The 14,233-nt window shown below is 70.3% G+C and carries 14 protein-coding genes and 2 pseudogenes; 8 read left to right on the forward strand and 8 right to left on the reverse strand.

Annotation, left to right across the window (positions count from 1 at the left end; all coding sequences use genetic code 11):
* Window positions 1-276, reverse strand: a pseudogene (locus AOK24_RS49605) (hypothetical protein); the annotation flags it as partial.
* A gap of 616 nt (window positions 277-892) precedes the next feature.
* Here AOK24_RS49605 and AOK24_RS09685 point away from each other — a divergent pair.
* Window positions 893-1,675: pseudogene (locus tag AOK24_RS09685) on the forward strand (GNAT family N-acetyltransferase); the annotation flags it as partial.
* Between the two features lie 48 nt (window positions 1,676-1,723).
* Here the strand turns inward: AOK24_RS09685 and AOK24_RS09690 are convergent.
* Entirely contained in the window at window positions 1,724-2,935 is a 1,212-nt protein-coding gene (locus AOK24_RS09690) for an MFS transporter (RefSeq protein ID WP_055719647.1), read from the reverse strand.
* A gap of 144 nt (window positions 2,936-3,079) precedes the next feature.
* On the opposite strand from AOK24_RS09690, the gene AOK24_RS09695 reads away from it, so the two are divergent.
* Entirely contained in the window at window positions 3,080-3,538 is a 459-nt protein-coding gene (locus AOK24_RS09695) for a MarR family winged helix-turn-helix transcriptional regulator (RefSeq protein ID WP_055719648.1), read from the forward strand.
* Window positions 3,539-3,562: 24 nt separating this feature from the next.
* Window positions 3,563-4,030 carry a GNAT family N-acetyltransferase gene (locus AOK24_RS09700; protein ID WP_055719649.1) on the forward strand — a complete coding sequence of 156 codons (468 nt, stop codon included), beginning with the start codon at window positions 3,563-3,565 and terminating at the stop codon, window positions 4,028-4,030.
* 105 nt (window positions 4,031-4,135) lie between these two features.
* On the opposite strand, the gene AOK24_RS09705 is transcribed toward AOK24_RS09700, so the two are convergent.
* Window positions 4,136-5,521 (reverse strand): serine hydrolase domain-containing protein, encoded by a 1,386-nt coding sequence (locus tag AOK24_RS09705; protein WP_055719650.1) that lies wholly within the window; start codon window positions 5,519-5,521, stop codon window positions 4,136-4,138.
* Window positions 5,522-5,635: 114 nt separating this feature from the next.
* Between AOK24_RS09705 and AOK24_RS09710 the strand changes: the two genes are divergently transcribed.
* Together AOK24_RS09710 and AOK24_RS09715 are read left to right on the forward strand one after the other, a co-directional pair.
* Window positions 5,636-6,550, forward strand: a complete 915-nt coding sequence (locus AOK24_RS09710) for an MBL fold metallo-hydrolase (protein ID WP_055719651.1) — start codon at window positions 5,636-5,638, stop codon at window positions 6,548-6,550.
* A gap of 92 nt (window positions 6,551-6,642) precedes the next feature.
* Window positions 6,643-7,206 carry a dihydrofolate reductase family protein gene (locus tag AOK24_RS09715; RefSeq protein ID WP_055719652.1) on the forward strand — a complete coding sequence of 188 codons (564 nt, stop codon included), beginning with the start codon at window positions 6,643-6,645 and terminating at the stop codon, window positions 7,204-7,206.
* A gap of 6 nt (window positions 7,207-7,212) precedes the next feature.
* Here AOK24_RS09715 and dnaB read toward each other — a convergent pair whose 3' ends face one another.
* Entirely contained in the window at window positions 7,213-8,706 is a 1,494-nt protein-coding gene (gene dnaB / locus AOK24_RS09720) for a replicative DNA helicase (RefSeq protein WP_055719653.1), read from the reverse strand.
* Window positions 8,707-9,165: 459 nt separating this feature from the next.
* Here dnaB and AOK24_RS09725 point away from each other — a divergent pair, with 459 nt between their 5' ends.
* Complete coding sequence (locus AOK24_RS09725) at window positions 9,166-10,503, forward strand: MATE family efflux transporter (protein WP_055719666.1); 1,338 nt, start codon at window positions 9,166-9,168, stop codon at window positions 10,501-10,503.
* A gap of 119 nt (window positions 10,504-10,622) precedes the next feature.
* On the opposite strand, the gene rplI is transcribed toward AOK24_RS09725, so the two are convergent.
* The 4 genes from rplI to rpsF all read right to left on the reverse strand — a co-directional run bounded on the left by rplI (window position 10,623) and on the right by rpsF (window position 12,336).
* Window positions 10,623-11,069 (reverse strand): 50S ribosomal protein L9, encoded by a 447-nt coding sequence (gene rplI / locus AOK24_RS09730; protein ID WP_055719654.1) that lies wholly within the window; start codon window positions 11,067-11,069, stop codon window positions 10,623-10,625.
* An 18-nt stretch (window positions 11,070-11,087) separates the two neighbouring features.
* Complete coding sequence (rpsR, locus tag AOK24_RS09735) at window positions 11,088-11,324, reverse strand: 30S ribosomal protein S18 (RefSeq protein ID WP_010354088.1); 237 nt, start codon at window positions 11,322-11,324, stop codon at window positions 11,088-11,090.
* Window positions 11,325-11,372: 48 nt separating this feature from the next.
* Entirely contained in the window at window positions 11,373-11,972 is a 600-nt protein-coding gene (locus tag AOK24_RS09740; RefSeq protein WP_055719655.1) for a single-stranded DNA-binding protein, read from the reverse strand.
* 73 nt (window positions 11,973-12,045) lie between these two features.
* Entirely contained in the window at window positions 12,046-12,336 is a 291-nt protein-coding gene (gene rpsF / locus AOK24_RS09745) for a 30S ribosomal protein S6 (protein ID WP_005482942.1), read from the reverse strand.
* A 227-nt stretch (window positions 12,337-12,563) separates the two neighbouring features.
* On the opposite strand from rpsF, the gene AOK24_RS09750 reads away from it, so the two are divergent.
* Complete coding sequence (locus tag AOK24_RS09750) at window positions 12,564-12,881, forward strand: hypothetical protein (RefSeq protein ID WP_055719656.1); 318 nt, start codon at window positions 12,564-12,566, stop codon at window positions 12,879-12,881.
* 196 nt (window positions 12,882-13,077) lie between these two features.
* Window positions 13,078-14,196, forward strand: a complete 1,119-nt coding sequence (locus AOK24_RS09755; protein WP_055719657.1) for a lipid II:glycine glycyltransferase FemX — start codon at window positions 13,078-13,080, stop codon at window positions 14,194-14,196.
* Window positions 14,197-14,233 lie beyond the last annotated feature (37 nt).

A 14,233-nucleotide genomic window follows, 5' to 3' on the forward strand; every position in this document is an offset into this window, starting at 1 on the left:
GCCAGAAGCCGTTCCGCCGAAAGCCGCCGCCCCCGGAACCGCCATGCCAGAACCCCCCGCAGCAGCCGTCCCCCTGCCCACCGGGCGGAGTCCGGCCAAGCGGCGGCCTTCCGTGGCCTGCGGTTCCGTGCCTCGTTGCTCGGGGCCCTGCGGGTCCGTGCCGGTACCCGCCGTCGGCTGCTTGCGCGGCTTGAACCAGCCGTCTCCGCCGCCGGACGTGCCGTTGTCGGCCGACGTGGTGGCCGGAGCGTCCATGGTGTGCCTCGCCTCGAACATCTTTCGGTCGGTCCGCACTCCCTGCCTCGGGAAGTGCCTGCTCCCCCTGCAAACGGCCTTGCCTACCTGTTCAGTTCCGCAGCCGCTTCACCCACAGCGCAGCATCCCACCCCCACCCGGATGCCCAGTCCGTATCACCGCGAATGCGGGTCCTCGATCTCTCCGTCCCGTTAGGCTGCTGCGTCGCCTCATCTCCGTCGCAATCGGAGTCGACCATACCGGGCGCAGTGGACCACACAAGCCCCGCCTTCCCCTCACCAGGGTCTTACCCAGGGGCGATTCACCGTTTCACTCAACTACCGGGCGCGGACCGCCAATTCGTAGACATCCCCCAGATCCCTCCCTCCGCGTGTAACGCGATTCCGCCGACCTACGGCCCTTCACCTCCCGATGTTTCACGTGAAACGTCCTCTTCGTTTGCTGGTTTCACGTGAAACATGAAGTCTCCCCCCTGATCGCCGGGCATGTTCCCCTGGCATGGCCAAAACCGCGTATGTCTCCACGGAAACAGGTGGACGCCGGCCCCACCCGTCGGACAGCCTGACCTGCGTGTCGACTCCTTCCCCCACCGCTCTCCCCATCCGCCGTCTGACGCGCAGTGACCTCCTCGCGTGNNCGGGGGTGGCCACGCGAGGAGCACAAGTGGGGCCTCCTCCTCACCGCCGGGAAGGGCTACGGCATCGATGACCCCGCCGGCGGCCTGATCACCGCGTGCGTCGTGACCGAGTACGGCCCTCAGGAGCGCCCCGACCTCGCGGCGATCGGCATGGTCCTGGTCGCCGAACGGCATGCCCGCCAGGGCGTGGGCCGCAGGCTGATGCGGCATGTGCTCGCGGAGCACGCCCCCACCCCGCTGACCCTGCACGCGACGCCGAACGGCCGCCCGCTGTACGAGGAACTGGGCTTCAAGGCGACCGGCCGCGCCGAGATGCTGGTCGGCCGTTTCACCCCGACGGGCCCGCCCCCCTCGGTGGCGACCAGGGCGGCGACGGCCGAGGACCTCGCGGAGATCCTGCGGCTGGACGAGGAGGTGTTCGGCGCGGACCGCACCCGCATGCTCGCCCGCCTGCCCGCGTTCGCCGACCAGTTGAGGGTCGCCGTGACCGACGGCCGGATCGTGGGGTACGCGGGCGCCTGGCCCAACATGGACACCCACGTCGTGGGCCCGCTCGTCGCCCGCGACACGGAGACCGCCAAGTCCCTCGTCGCCTCCCTCGCGGCCCACACGGACCGCCGGCTGCGCACGGACATCGACGTACGGCACGAGGAGCTGCTGGGCTGGCTGAAGGCGCAGGGCCTGGAGTCGGTCGCCTTCAACTCCGTGATGACGTACGGCATCCCGGGCCTCCCCGGCGACTGGACCAGGCGGTTCGCTCCGCTGACGGTCGCGGCGGGGTGAACCACCGATGCCGGTCCCCCTGACGTCAGGGGGACCGGCATCGGTGGTTCAGCGCTGGACGGCGGTCTCCTGACGCGCCGTGGCCCCGGAGCCGGTGATCACCGCACTCGGGCCGCCCTCACGGCGTTCCAGCGCCGCCGACAGGACCGCGAGCAGGAGCGCGGACCCGGCGAGGGCGGCGCCGACCCAGTTCGGCGAGGTGTAGCCGTGGCCCGCGTCGATGACGAGGCCGCCGAGCCAGGCCGCGAGCGCGTTGCCGAGGTTGAAGGCGCCGATGTTGACGGCCGAGGCGAGCGTCGGGGCGCCGTGGGCCTGGTCCAGGACGCGCTTCTGGAGCGGCGGCACGGTCGCGAAGCCCAGGGCGCCGATCAGCGCGATCGTGACGGCCGCGAGCGCCTTGTGGTGGGCGGTGAGGGTGAAGAGGGCCAGGACGACCGCCAGGGCGCCCAGGGAGACGTACAGCATGGGCATGAGCGCGCGGTCGGCGTACCGGCCGCCGACGAGGTTGCCCGCGACCATGCCGAGGCCGAAGAGGACCAGGAGCCAGGTGACCGAGCTGTCGGCGAAGCCGGTGACGTGGGTGGCCATCGGGGCGACGTAGGTGATCGCCGCGAAGACGCCGCCGAAGCCGAGGACGGTCATCGCCATGGCCAGCAGGACCTGGGCGTTGCGGAACACAGCGAGTTCGTGCCGCAGCCGCACCCCCTGCGGCCTGGGCAGGTCGGGGACGAGCCGGGCGACCCCGGCGAGGCCGACCACGCCCAGCGCGGCGACGAGGGCGAAGGTGACGCGCCAGCTGACGTGCTGCCCGACGAGCGTGCCGAGGGGGACGCCGACGACGTTGGCGACGGTCAGGCCGGTGAACATCATCGCGATGGCGCCGGCCTTCTTGTCCGGGGCGACCAGGTCGGCCGCGACGACCGCGCCGATGCCGAAGAAGGCGCCGTGCGCGAGGGAGGCGACGACGCGGCCGATCAGCATCACGGAGAAGACGGGGGCCACGGCGGAGAGCACGTTGCCCGCGATGAACAGCCCCATCAGCAGCATCAGCATCCGCTTGCGCGAGATCTTCGTGCCGAGCGCGGTCATCAGCGGGGCGCCGATCATCACGCCGAGGGCGTAGCCGGTCACTAGGTAGCCCGCGGTGGGGATGGAGACCCCGTAGTCGGCGGCGACCTCGGGGAGCAGTCCCATGATCACGAACTCGGTCGTGCCGATACCGAAGGCCCCGATCGCGAGAGCCAGGAGCGCTAGAGGCATGGAGGGTGACACCTTCCCAATCGATTGCAGAAGCGCTTTACCTCCATCGACATTAATTGCAGACGCGGGTTATATGCAAGCGCCGACTATCGCGGGGCTGGCCTATCCTGGTTCTCAGCCGCTCCCGGACGGAGGAGGACGCCCATGCCCGCGACGGACCCCGCGCTCACCGACCTCGCCCAGGGCTGGTGCGCCCTCTCGCTGCTGCACGGCAGGATCGAGGGCCACATCGAACGCGCCCTCCAGGCGGGGCACGACCTGAGCGTGCGCGAGTACTCCCTGCTGAACGTGCTCAGCCGCCAGCACGACGGCGACGGCGGCCACCTCCAGATGAAGCAGGTCGCCGACGCGGTCGTCCTCAGCCAGAGCGCCACGACCCGCCTCGTCACCCGCCTTGAGGACCGCGGCCTCCTGGAGCGTTACCTCTGCCCCACCGACCGCCGGGGCATCTACACGAACGTCACCGAGGCGGGCCGGAAACTGCTGGACGAGGCCCGGCCGACCAACGACCGGGCACTGCGCGAGGCGCTCGACACGGCGGCCCTCGACCCGAAGCTGGCCCCGTTCGTCCAGGTCGTCGAGCAGGCGTCGGCCTCCGCGTGACCCGACGCGCCTAGGCTTCCGACCATGGAAGATCTTGAGACGGCCGACCTGACCATCCGCGGCGCCGAGCCCGACGACCTGTCCGCGATCGTCGCCCTCCTCGCGGACGATCCGCTGGGCGCGCAACGGGAATCGCCGGACGACCTCACGCCGTACCGCGCCGCCTTCGAACGGCTCGACAAGGACCCCAACCAGCGCCTCGTCGTCGCCGTACGCGGCGGCGAGGTCGTCGGGACGCTCCAGCTCACGATCGTTCCGGGGCTCTCCCGGAAGGGCAGCACACGGTCGATCATCGAGGCGGTGCGGATACGGGCCGACGAGCGGGGCGGCGGGCTGGGGACGCGGTTCATCGAGTGGGCGGTGGAGGAGTCACGGCGGGCGGGCTGCCAGTTGGTGCAGCTGACGTCGGACGCGAGCCGGGTGGACGCGCACCGGTTCTACCAGCGGCTGGGGTTCGAGGCGTCGCACGTGGGGTTCAAGCGGGCGCTGTAGACGTTTCACGTGAAACACACCGACCCGTACGTTTCACGTGAAACACGCCACCCCTCACGTTTCACGTGAAACACACCGCAGCCCATGTTTCACGTGAAACACGCCTCAGCCGATCCCCCTCCACCCCTCCGGGTCCACCCCGCCCGGCACCGCCGCATCGTCGTCGTACGGCTGCCGTGTGAACACGAACGAGCCGAGGTCCAGGTGGCTCAGCGAGCCGTCCGGGCGGCGTACCGGGGTCAGGCGTTCACCGGCGTAGTAGCCCTCCAGGCCGGTCCAAGTGCCGTCGGCGGCGGGCTCGAAGCGGGACTGCCGGCCGGCGCGCCTCAGGGGCTCCAGGGACAGCAGGCCGTCCGCGGTCCAGCGCAGCCCGAACGCGTGGGTCCCCCAGTACCACTGGCCGACCAGCTCCAGCGTGCCCGGGTCGACGGCCGTGAGGGGCTTCCAGGGCTCGGGGATGCGGGGTTCGGCCTCGGCGACGATCCGGACGAGATCGGCGCCCAGAGAGGCCAGCAGGGGCCCTGAGGTGCAGTTGGCGAGGGCGACCGCGGCGACGTCGTCGGCCACGGCGATCGTCAGGTTGGCCAGGAAGCCGGGCAGGGAGCCGGAGTGCCCCACGAGAGCGCGGCCGTCCTGGTGCTGGACCTGGAGCCCGAGCCCGTACCCGGCGCCGACGGCGAGGTCCTCGGCCTCGGACGGCGCGGCGGGGGCCCGCATCTCGCGTACCGTCGCGGCGCTCAGAACCCTGTCGTCGCCGTCCGTCAGGAACACGGCGAACCTCGCCAGGTCCCGTGTCGTCGACCAGAGCTGTCCCGCCGGGGCCATCCGGCCGAGGTCCTCCACGGGCTCGGGGAGCATCGCGTCGGCCCAGGGATGCACCGCCCAGCCACCGGCGTACGGCATCTCGGGGCGAGCGCCCGTGCGGGTGAGGCCCAGGGGTTCGAGCACTTCACGCCGGAGTACCTCCTCCCACGGGGCTCCGCGCACCTCCTCGACCAGGGCGCCGAGGAGGGTGTAGCCGGGGTTGGAGTAGTGGAAGCGGCGCCCGCCCGGGTGCAGGGTGGGCCGCTCGCCCAGCACGTCGGCGAGCTCGGGCCGCAGCGCCCCCGGTGTCCGCTCCCACCAGGGGCCCGGCGACTCCGCCGCGAGCCCGCCGGTGTGCGCGAGCAGTTCGGCGACGGTCACCTCCCCCACCCCGGTCCCGGCGAGGTGCTTCTCCAGCGGGTCCCCGAGGTCGAGCAGCCCCTCGTCGCGCAGCCGCATCACGAGGACGGCCGTGAACGTCTTGGTGATCGACCCGATCCGGTACTGCACGTCCCCGTCCGGCCCGTGCCCGTCCACCGAGGTCCGGGACCCTTCCCACACGATCCGCCCGCCCCGCACCACGGCGGCGACGAGCGACGGCGCCCGACCCTCCGCCTGGGCGACGGCGATCCGGTGCAGCAGCGCGCGGCGCGTACTGGGGAGCAGCTCTTCCTGAGGTGTCGTCATGCGCCCAGTCCACCCGCCCGCCGGGGCCGCGTCGAATCCATTTCCCCGACCGCTGTCACAGACCGGGAGGCTCCCCGGTCATAGCTGAGCCAGCACTTCACAGAGGAGAGCACGATGAGCCGGACAGACACAGCACGCCCCGTCGCGCCGAAGTACGACGAGTTAGTCCCGTCGCGCTACGCGCTGAAGGTCGGCGACATCGACGTCCTGATGATCAGCGACGGCGTGCTGCCGATCTCCCCCGAGACGCTCGCCACCAACGCCACCGCCACCGATCTGTCGGCCTGGCTCAGCGACATGTTCCTGTCCCCCGAGGTGATCGACTGGCCGCTGAACGTGGCCGTCGTGCGCAGCGGCGGCCGGACGATCCTCGTCGACTCCGGGCTCGGGACGGAGTTCCCGGGCTTCCCGCGCGCCGGCCAGCTGGCGACGCGCCTGGACGCCGCCGGCATCGACCCCGCGTCCGTCACCGACGTCGTCCTCACCCACCTGCACATGGACCACATCGGCGGACTCCTCGTCGAGGGCCTGCGCGGCCGGCTCCGTACGGACCTGCGGGTCCATCTCGCGTCCGCCGAGGCCGAGTTCTGGGCGGCGCCGGACTTCTCCCGCACGGTCATGCCGACCCCGGTCCCGGACGTGCTCCGCACGACCGCGTCGCGGTTCCTGGAGGTGTACCGGGGCCAGTTGCGGCCGTTCGAGACGGAGTACGAGGTGGCTCCGGGCGTCCTGATCCGCCGGACCGGCGGGCACACCCCCGGCCACAGCGTCGTGCGTCTGGAGTCCGGCGGTGAGCAGCTGACGTTCGCCGGGGACGCCGTGTTCCAGTGCGGGTTCGACAAACCGGACTGGCACAACGGCTTCGACCACGACCCCGAGCTCTCGGCCCGCGTCCGGACCGACCTCCTGACGGAGCTGTCCGCGACCGGCGGCCAACTGGTCGCCTCCCACCTGCCGTTCCCGTCCGTCTGCCGCGTGGCGACCGCCGGGAACGCCTTCCGTTTCGTACCGGCCGTCTGGGACTACTGACCCCGGTCCCCAGCGGTGCGGGACCTCACCGATGAGTTTCCCGCACCGCGCCGGTCCGTACGCGTGAGACCCACTCACGGGAGGCTTGCGCCATGCGGAAACTGATCTACGGCATGAACGTGTCCCTGGACGGCTACATCGCCGCGCCCGGCGACGACATCGGCTGGAGCGTGCCGAGCGACGAGCTGTTCCAGTTCTGGACCGAGCAGTTGCAGGAGACCGAGCTGTCGCTGTACGGGCGCAAGCTGTGGCAGACGATGAGGCCCCACTGGCCGACCGCCGACCAGCACCCCGACGCCACCCCGGCGGAGATCGTGTACGCGCGCCGCTGGCGGGACATGGCGAAGGTGGTGTTCTCCTCGACGCTCGACGAGGTCGACTGGAACACCCGCCTGGTCACCGGCGACGCGGTCGCCGAGATCACCCGCCTGCGGGCCGAGGACGGCGGCCCGATGGAGATCGGCGGCGCGACCCTCGCCGGCGCGGCCGTACGGGCCGGGCTGGTCGACGAGTACGTCCTGGCCACCGCCCCCGTCCTGCTGGGCGGCGGCACCCCCTTCTTCACCGCCCTGGACAACTGGGTGAACCTGAACCTGGTGGAGACCCGGACACTCCCCGGCGGCGTGATCCTGACGAGGTACGCGACGAGGCGCTAGCGCCCGTCAGGTCTGGGCCATGTCCACGAAGCGGGAGTAGTGGCCCTGGAACGCGACGGTGATCGTGGCGGTCGGGCCGTTGCGGTGCTTGCCGACGATGATGTCGGCCTCGCCCGCGCGGGGGGACTCCTTCTCGTAGGCGTCCTCGCGGTGCAGCAGGATGACCATGTCGGCGTCCTGCTCGATGGAGCCGGATTCTCGCAGGTCGGAGACCATCGGCTTCTTGTCGGTGCGCTGTTCGGGGCCTCGGTTCAGCTGCGAGAGCGCGATGACCGGGACTTCCAGCTCCTTGGCGAGGAGCTTGAGGTTCCGGGACATGTCGGAGACCTCCTGCTGGCGGCTCTCGGAGCGCCCCTTGCCGCCGGACTGCATCAGCTGGAGGTAGTCGATGATGACGAGCTTGATGTCGTTGCGCTGCTTGAGGCGCCGGCACTTCGCGCGGATCTCCATCATCGAGAGGTTCGGCGAGTCGTCGATGTAGAGGGGCGCGGCGGAGACCTCGGGCATCCGGCGGGCGAGCCGCGTCCAGTCCTCGTCGGTCATCGTGCCGGAGCGCATGTGGTGCAGGGCGACCCGGGCCTCGGCGGACAGCAGGCGCATCGCGATCTCGTTGCGGCCCATTTCGAGGGAGAAGATGACGCTGGCGAGGTTGTTCTTGATCGACGCCGCGCGCGCGAAGTCCAGCGCGAGCGTCGACTTGCCCATGGCGGGACGGGCCGCGATGACGATCATCTGACCGGGGTGCAGGCCGTTGGTGAGGGAGTCGAGGTCGGTGAAGCCGGTCGGCACACCGGTCATCTCCCCGCTGCGCGACCCGATCGCCTCGATCTCGTCGAGCGCGCCCTCCATGATGTCGCCGAGGGGGAGGTAGTCCTCGCTGGTGCGCTGCTCGGTGACGGCGTAGATCTCGGCCTGGGCGCGGTTGACGATCTCGTCGACGTCGTCGTCGCCCGCGTACCCCATCTGCGTGATCCGCGTCCCCGCCTCGACCAGCCGGCGCAGCACCGCGCGCTCGTGCACGATCTCGGCGTAGTACTCGGCGTTCGCCGCGGTCGGCACGGTCTGAACGAGGGTGTGCAGGTACGAGGCCCCGCCCACCTTGTTGATCTCGCCGCGCTTGGTGAGCTCGGCGGCGATCGTGATGGGGTCGGCGGGCTCGCCCTTGGCGTAGACGTCGAGGATCGCCGAGTAGATCGTCTCGTGCGACGGCTTGTAGAAGTCGCGCCCTTTGAGGATCTCGACGACGTCGGCGATGGCGTCCTTGGACAGGAGCATGCCGCCGAGGACGGACTGCTCGGCGTCGAGGTCCTGGGGCGGGACGCGCTCGAAGGACGCGGCGCCGTCCCACTCGCCGTCCTCCCGGCCCCGGTCGTGCTGGTCGTCACGGCCCCGGCCGCCCCGGCCGCCTCCGCCGCCCTCGCCCCGGCGGCGCGTCGAGGGGAGACGATCGCTGGGGCCGCTGTCCGCCCACGGGTCGTCCAAGGGCTCGGAAATGCTCACCGAGCGACCTCCTCCCGTCCGCCGAGCGGACCTCGCCGTGCCCTCATTTCTACGGCACGGCACTGACAAATAAGAGGCCCGACTCCGGTTGTCGCGCGTCGGTTTTGCGGGGGTTTCCCCGGCCGACGGTCGGAGCGGGCGCCGGACCACGGTAGGCCCCTCAGCACCGTCAGCCAATCTGGTTATCCACAGGCCATGTGGACGACGGCCCCGATGCTGTGGACAACTCCCCGAAACCTGTGCACGAGTCGGTGGACAGTGCTGTGAACAAGCCCTCGACTTTTTCCACGCACCCCATCTGACCTGCTCTTTCCCCATCCACCGCCTGTGCAGAAGAAAAACTTCCCCAGTCGGCCCAAGATGACCTCGAACAGCGCACGAAAGGACACGGAGCGAGACGATCAGTAAGGACCCGTTGCCGCTTGCGACACTTACCTGTGGACGATTAGATTGGTGTTCATGACATCGGCCCCCACGACCACCAAGGCCACCAGACGCCGGCACGACCGCGAGATCGTCGCACTGGCCGTCCCGGCCTTCGGCGCCCTCGTCGCCGAACCCCTCTTCGTCCTCGCCGACAGCGCGATCGTGGGCCACCTCGGCACGGCGCAGCTCGCCGGACTCGGCGTCGCCTCCGCCCTCCTGACCACGGCCGTCAGCATCTTCGTCTTCCTCGCCTACGCCACGACGGCCGCCGTCGCGCGCCGGGCGGGCGCCGGCGACCTGTCCGCCGCGATCCGCCAGGGCATGGACGGCATCTGGCTCGCGCTGCTCCTCGGCGCGGGCGTGATCATCACCGTCCTGCCCTCCGCGCGAGCCCTCGTCGACCTCTTCGGCGCCTCCGCGACGGCCGCGCCGTACGCGACGACCTATCTGCGGATCTCCGCGCTCGGCATCCCGGCCATGCTGATCGTCCTCGCCGCGACCGGCGTCCTGCGCGGCCTCCAGGACACCAGGACCCCGCTGTACGTCGCGATCGCCGGGTTCGTCGCCAACGCGGGCCTCAACGCCGGGCTCGTGTACGGCGCCGACCTCGGCATCGCCGGGTCCGCCTGGGGCACGGTCATCGCGCAGTGGGGCATGGCCGCGGCCTACCTCGTGGTCGTCGTGCGGGGCGCCCGGCGCCACGGCGCCTCCCTCCGCCCCGACGCCGCCGGCATCAGGGCCTCCGCGCAGGCGGGGGCACCCCTCCTGGTCCGTACGCTCTCGCTGCGGGCCATGCTCATGATCGCGACCGCGGTCGCCGCGCGCCTCGGGGACGCGGACATCGCCGCCCACCAGATCGTGCTGTCCCTCTGGAGCCTGCTCGCCTTCGCGCTGGACGCCATCGCGATCGCCGGCCAGGCGATCATCGGCCGCTACCTGGGGGCCGGCGACGCGGAGGGCGCCCGGCAGGCCTGCCGACGGATGGTCGAGTGGGGGATCGCCGTAGGGGTGGCCCTCGGCATCGTCGTCGTCCTGGCCCGCCCCCTGTTCCTCCCCCTGTTCACCAGCGACTCCGTCGTGCGGGACGCCGCCCTCCCCGCCCTCGTCCTGGTGGCCCTCTCCCAGCCGATCAGCGGCATCGTCTTCGTCCTGGACGGCGTCCTGATGGGAGCGGGCGACGGCCCTTACCTGGCGGGCGCGATGCTGGTGACCCTCGCGGTCTTCGCCCCGATCGCCCTCCTGATCCCGACCCTGGGCGGCGGCCTCACGGCCGTATGGGGAGCGATGACGCTGATGATGACGATCCGGATGCTGACGCTGTGGGGACGTACGCGTTCGGGCAGCTGGATCGTGACGGGCGCTACGCGCTGAGCGTTTCACGTGAAACATCGCCTGGTTTCACGTGAAACGTCACCCGCCCGAGACCACGAAAAGGGACCGCACCTCAAGAGGTACGGTCCCTTTCCTGTCGGCTCAAGCCGAGCGCAGCGTCAGGCTGCGACGACCTCGATGTTGACCTTCGCGGCAACCTCGGGGTGCAGGCGCACGGCGGCCTCGTGGGCGCCCAGCGTCTTGATGGGCGAGCCCAGCTCGACACGGCGCTTGTCGACCTTCGGACCGCCGGCGGCCTCGATCGCGGACGCGACGTCGGCCTGGGTGACGGAACCGAAGAGACGGCCGGCGTCGCCGGAGCGAACGGCCAGACGGACCTTCACACCTTCGAGCTGGGCCTTGACGCTGTTGGCCTGCTCGATGGTCTGGATCTCGTGGATCTTGCGAGCGCGACGGATCTGCTCGACGTCCTTCTCGCCACCCTTGGTCCAGCGGATCGCGAAGTTCCGCGGGATCAGGTAGTTGCGGGCATAGCCGTCCTTGACGTCGACGACATCGCCCGCGGCGCCGAGGCCGGAGACCTCGTGGGTGAGGATGATCTTCATGTTTCGGTCACCCTTCCTTTATCGCGCCTGGGCGGTGTACGGCAGCAGCGCCATCTCACGGCTGTTCTTGACGGCCGTGGCGACGTCACGCTGGTGCTGCGTGCAGTTGCCGGTCACGCGGCGGGCACGGATCTTGCCGCGGTCGGAAATGAACTTCCGCAGCATGTTCGTGTCCTTGTAGTCCACGTACTGGACCTTGTCCTTGCAGAACGCGCAGACCTTCTTCTTAGGCTTGCGCACAGGCGGCTTCGCCATGGTGCTTTCTCTCCTGTGTGATCAAGAAGTATGGGTGAGAGCCCGGCCCTAGAAGGGGGGCTCGTCCGAGTAGCCGCCGCCCTGGCCGCCGCCGGAGTTTCCACCCCAGCCGCCGCCACCGCCGCCGCCCTGGTTGCCACCGGCGGGTGCGCCGGTCGCCCACGGGTCGTCGGCGGGAGCACCGCCGCCCTGCTGGCCGCCGCCGGAGCCACCGCCCCAGCCGCCGCCACCCTGGCCGCCGCCGTAACCGCCCTGGCCACCCCGGGCACCGCCGCCGGCGCCACCGCTGGTCTTGGTGACCTTGGCCGTGGCGTTGCGCAGGCTGGGGCCGACTTCCTCGACGTCCAGCTCGTAGACCGTGCGCTTGACGCCCTCACGGTCCTCGTAGGACCGCTGCTTCAGCCGGCCCTGCACCATGACGCGCATGCCTCGCTGGAGCGACTCCGCGACGTTCTCCGCCGCCTGGCGCCAGACCGAGCAGGTCAGGAAGAGGCTCTCGCCGTCCTTCCACTCGTTGGTCTGGCGGTCGAAGGTGCGGGGAGTGGACGCGACACGGAACTTCGCGACCGCCGCACCGGAGGGGGTGAAGCGCAGCTCGGGGTCGTCGACAAGATTGCCGACGACCGTGATGACGGTCTCGCCTGCCATGGGGAACCTCTCGGCGGGTTTGCTGCTCTGGCTGCTTGTTGCTACTCGAATCCCGGGACCGATGAGCCGGAGCTCAGTGGGTCTCGGGGCGGAGGACCTTGGTCCGGAGGACCGACTCGTTCAGGTTCATCTGGCGGTCGAGCTCCTTGACGACCGCAGGCTCGGCCTGCAGGTCGATGACCGAGTAGATGCCCTCGGGCTTCTTCTTGATCTCGTACGAGAGACGACGACGGCCCCAGGTGTCGACCTTCTCGACCTTGCCGTTGCCCTCACGGACGACGGAGAGGAAGTTCTCGATCAGGGGGGCGACAGCGCGCTCCTCCAGATCGGGGTCGAGGATGACCATCACCTCGTAGTGACGCATGTGGAACCCACCTCCTTCGGACTCAGCGGCCACGGTCGATCCGTGGCAGGAGGGTTGTGATGCGTGCGCACCGGTGTCCCCGGCCGGGCCAGGGCAGACACTGATGCAGACGGTACAGACTACCCGCACCCCCGCTTGCGGTTGAAATCCGGCCGTCCGGACCGTCAATCTGTACCCATCGGGTGTGTACGGCGCTACGATGCGCCGCCTTCCGCAGGAGGTGCCCCATGGCACAGGCATTGCGACCCAACACCGCCGGCTCCCTCTTCGCCACCGACGGCCGAGCCCACCCCCTCCAGGACACGCTGCTCGCGGTGACCCTGGTCCTCGGGGTGACGGCCTTCGTCACGGCGATGTTCCACAACCTGCATCTGCTGAGCTCCTGGACCGGTCTGGCGGGGATCCTCACCGGCGCCTACGGGCAGTGGGTCTCCGAGACCACCCGTGAGCGGTTCGGCCTGATCCTGGGCCTCGGCGCCGCCGCCGTCGGCTTCTTCCTCGGCATGGCCCACGGGGGCCTCTTCGGAGGCGTCATCGGGGGGTGACCCCGCAGGGCGCAGCCGCCTCGCGCGAGCAACGCGTAGGGCGGCTACGCCACCTGACGGATCGCGTCGGCCGTACCCGGGCCCGAACTCAGGTTCCGTACGCCCAGTCGAGGCGCTCGCGGGGCGCAGTAGGCTTCGGCGCTAGAGCCGGAGCCCCTGTACCCATGGGGACACCCCAGCCCGAGGAGCGCCCCGAATGAGCCTGACCCTGAGGACGATCAGCCGCGAGCAGCATCTGGCGTACATCCAGAGCCTGCCGGCGGCGAGCCACATGCAGGTACCGGCATGGGCCGACGTCAAGGCGGAATGGCGTTCGGAGAGCCTCGGCTGGTTCGACCAGGCCGGTCAGCTGGTCGGCGCGGGCCTGGTGCTCTACCGGCAGCTCCCGAAGATCAAGCGCTATCTGGCCTACCTGCCCGAGGGCCCGGTGATCAACTGGTACGCGCCGAACCTGAACGAGTGGCTGGAGCCGATGCTCGCGCACCTGAAGCACCAGGGCGCGTTCTCGGTGAAGATGGGCCCGCCGGTGATCATCCGCCGCTGGGAGGCCAACTCCATCAAGGCGGGCATCCAGAGCCCGGACGTGAAGCGGCTGCGGGACATCGAGGCCGACTTCATCGAGCCGCGCGCCTTCGAGGTGGCCGACAAGCTGCGCCGGATGGGCTGGCAGCAGGGCGAGGACGGCGGCGCGGGCTTCGGCGACGTCCAGCCCCGGTACGTCTACCAGGTGCCGCTGGCGAACCGGTCCCTGGAGGACGTCCACAAGAACTTCAACCAGCTGTGGCGCCGCAACATCAAGAAGGCCGAGAAGGCCGGCGTCGAGGTCGTCCAGGCCGGCTACCACGACCTGGAGGAGTGGCAGCGGCTGTACGAGATCACGGCCGTGCGCGACCACTTCCGGCCGCGTCCGCTGTCGTACTTCCAGCGCATGTGGTCGGCCCTCAACTCCGAGGACCCCAACCGCATGCGGCTGTACTTCGCCCGCCACAACGGGGTGAACCTCTCGGCGGCGACGATGCTGATCGTCGGGGGGCACGTCTGGTACTCGTACGGCGCCTCGGACAACATCGGCCGCGAGTTCCGGCCGTCGAACGCGATGCAGTGGCGGATGCTGCGGGACGCGTACGCGCTCGGCGCGACCGTGTACGACCTGCGCGGCATCTCGGACTCGCTGGACGAGACGGACCACCTCTTCGGCCTGATCCAGTTCAAGGTGGGTACGGGCGGCCAGGCGGCCGAGTACCTCGGCGAGTGGGACTTCCCGCTCAACAAGCTGCTCCACAAGGCCCTCGACATCTACATGTCGCGCCGCTGACGTCGCGTTCAGTGCTTCGATACTCCTGACACCTCCC

It is taken from the genome of Streptomyces niveiscabiei (assembly GCF_001419795.1).
Lineage (GTDB): Bacteria > Actinomycetota > Actinomycetes > Streptomycetales > Streptomycetaceae > Streptomyces > Streptomyces niveiscabiei.